General features: G+C 31.8%; 1 protein-coding gene. It reads left to right on the forward strand.

Going from position 1 to position 2,060, the window contains the following annotated elements; genetic code table 11:
- The first annotated feature begins 132 nt into the window (after nt 1-132).
- Entirely contained in the window at nt 133-1,983 is a 1,851-nt protein-coding gene (locus ACTQZM_RS11810) for an IS1634 family transposase (RefSeq protein ID WP_441653879.1), read from the forward strand.
- The last annotated feature ends 77 nt before the right edge of the window (nt 1,984-2,060 follow it).

Here is a 2,060-nt window from a genome sequence, read left to right on the forward strand (position 1 = left end):
CGGGAGTTTTACAGTTGAATTGAAATATTTTCGCTCTATGCCTTGGTATAAAGCTATTTTTTTGTCAAATTTTTTCAATTTTATACTCGTACTTTTTCGTACTTTATGGTATAATAGAGTCGGGTGATTACTATGGGAATGCGTTTAAAATCAACAAAATCTAAATATTCAGAGTCGTTTTCAATTATTGATGATTATACTCATCCTGAAACCAATAAACGCTCTACATTTGTTGTGGAGGCTCTAGGTTCTTTAAATTCATTGATGGAAAAATATCAAACTACAGACAGAGAAGTAGTTGTCAATCATTTGAAGGATTATATCGAAGAGCGAAAACAACAACTGAAGGCAGAAAATGGTAAAATGCTTATTGAAGTTGCTCAAAAGGATTTAATAGAAAAAGATGAAACCAGAATTTACAATGTTGGATATTTGTATATCAAGGATATTCTTTGTTCTCTAGGGCTAAAGCGTATATGTCAAGAAATTCAAACTCGATACAAAATACAATTTAATCTTTTTGATATCTTATGTGATTTAGTTTGTACACGTATTATTGAACCTTGTTCAAAACGCGCAACCTTCGAATACAAAAAACGTTTTTTACATCAATCTACTTATCAATTGGAAGATGTGTATCGGGCACTTCATATTTTGTATCAAGAACGATATACGATTGAAAATGCATTATATCAAGGATCTACAAAATTATATCCGCGCAATACTAATGTTTTATACTACGATTGTACAAATTTTTACTTTGAAACAGAAGAACCAGATGAATTTAGATTATATGGTTTTAGCAAAGAACATCGTCCCAATCCAATTGTTCAATATGGGTTGTTTATGGATGGTAATGGGATACCTTTAGCGGACTATGCTTTCGCAGGAAATATGAATGAGCAGCCTACGTTACGCAAATTAGAACAAAAAATTGAAGAAGATTTTCAGTTGAAAAAGTTCATTGTCGTTGCGGATGCTGGATTAAATGGTTGGGAAAATAAAGTGTATAATAACATAAAAAACAACCATGCCTATATTGTGACACAACCTATCAAGAAATTAAAAAAATCACTACAGGAATGGGCTATTGATCCTTCAGGTTGGAGAATTAGTGGCTCTAGAGAGAAATTCAATTTACAGGATATCATGAACGCCGCAGAAAACGCCGAAACTGATTTGAAACATTATAAAATAAATATTGACGGTACGGAACGAAATGTTTATGATTTGATTTTTTACAAAGAAAGATGGGAAAAGACAACAAAAAAATCTGACATAGCCAAAGATAAATATTCTCTTGAAGAACGTTATATTGTATCGTTCAGCTTTCGTCAGAAAGCTTATCACGAACATATTCGTCAGAAAAAAATTGATCGTGCTCTTAAATTTATTGAAAATCCAAGCAAGTTAGATCGTAAAAATCAAAGACAGCCTAGCTATTATATAAAAACGACCACAACTACTGAGGATGGAGAAATCGCCTCTAACAAGGTCATTCAATTAGATACAGAAAAAATTAAAAATGAAGCAAAATTAGATGGATTCTACGTAGTGACGACTGATTTAGAAGATAAAAATATCGGTATCATCATTCAAGCTAACCGTCAAAGATGGGAAATCGAAGAAAGTTTTCGAATTATGAAAAGTGAATTTCGAACCAGACCTATGTATGTTAGAAAAGAAGAATCAATCAACGGGCATCTATTAACTTGCTTTATCGCTCTTCTTGTTTATAGAATTCTTGAAAAACACTATTTGTCAGAAAAATATAGTCAAGAGCAAATCATTACAACCTTACGTCAAATGAATATCGTTTATCTTGAAGGTTCAAACTATACTCCTGCTTTTGACCGAACTGATTTAGTTGATGAATTGATGGATATTTTTGGATTCCAAGTGGCTAGAAAGATATTATCGCAAAAATATATAAAAAAATTTTCTAGAGTGGTTAACTCAGAAAAAAGTACGAAAATAGAATAAAGTAAGAAACGCCCCTAAAAGCTTATGTATCAAGCATTAGGGGCGTTTTACAATTAAATAACTGTAAAACTCAGGAT

Origin of the sequence: Enterococcus cecorum (assembly GCF_052119425.1) — a bacterium.
Taxonomy (GTDB): domain Bacteria; phylum Bacillota; class Bacilli; order Lactobacillales; family Enterococcaceae; genus Enterococcus_E; species Enterococcus_E cecorum_C.

What these genes read in the sequence shown, in the direction of transcription:
- ACTQZM_RS11810 (WP_441653879.1), top strand. Translation starts at nt 133, where the DNA reads ATGGGAATGCGTTTAAAATCAACAAAATCTAAATATTCAGAGTCGTTT.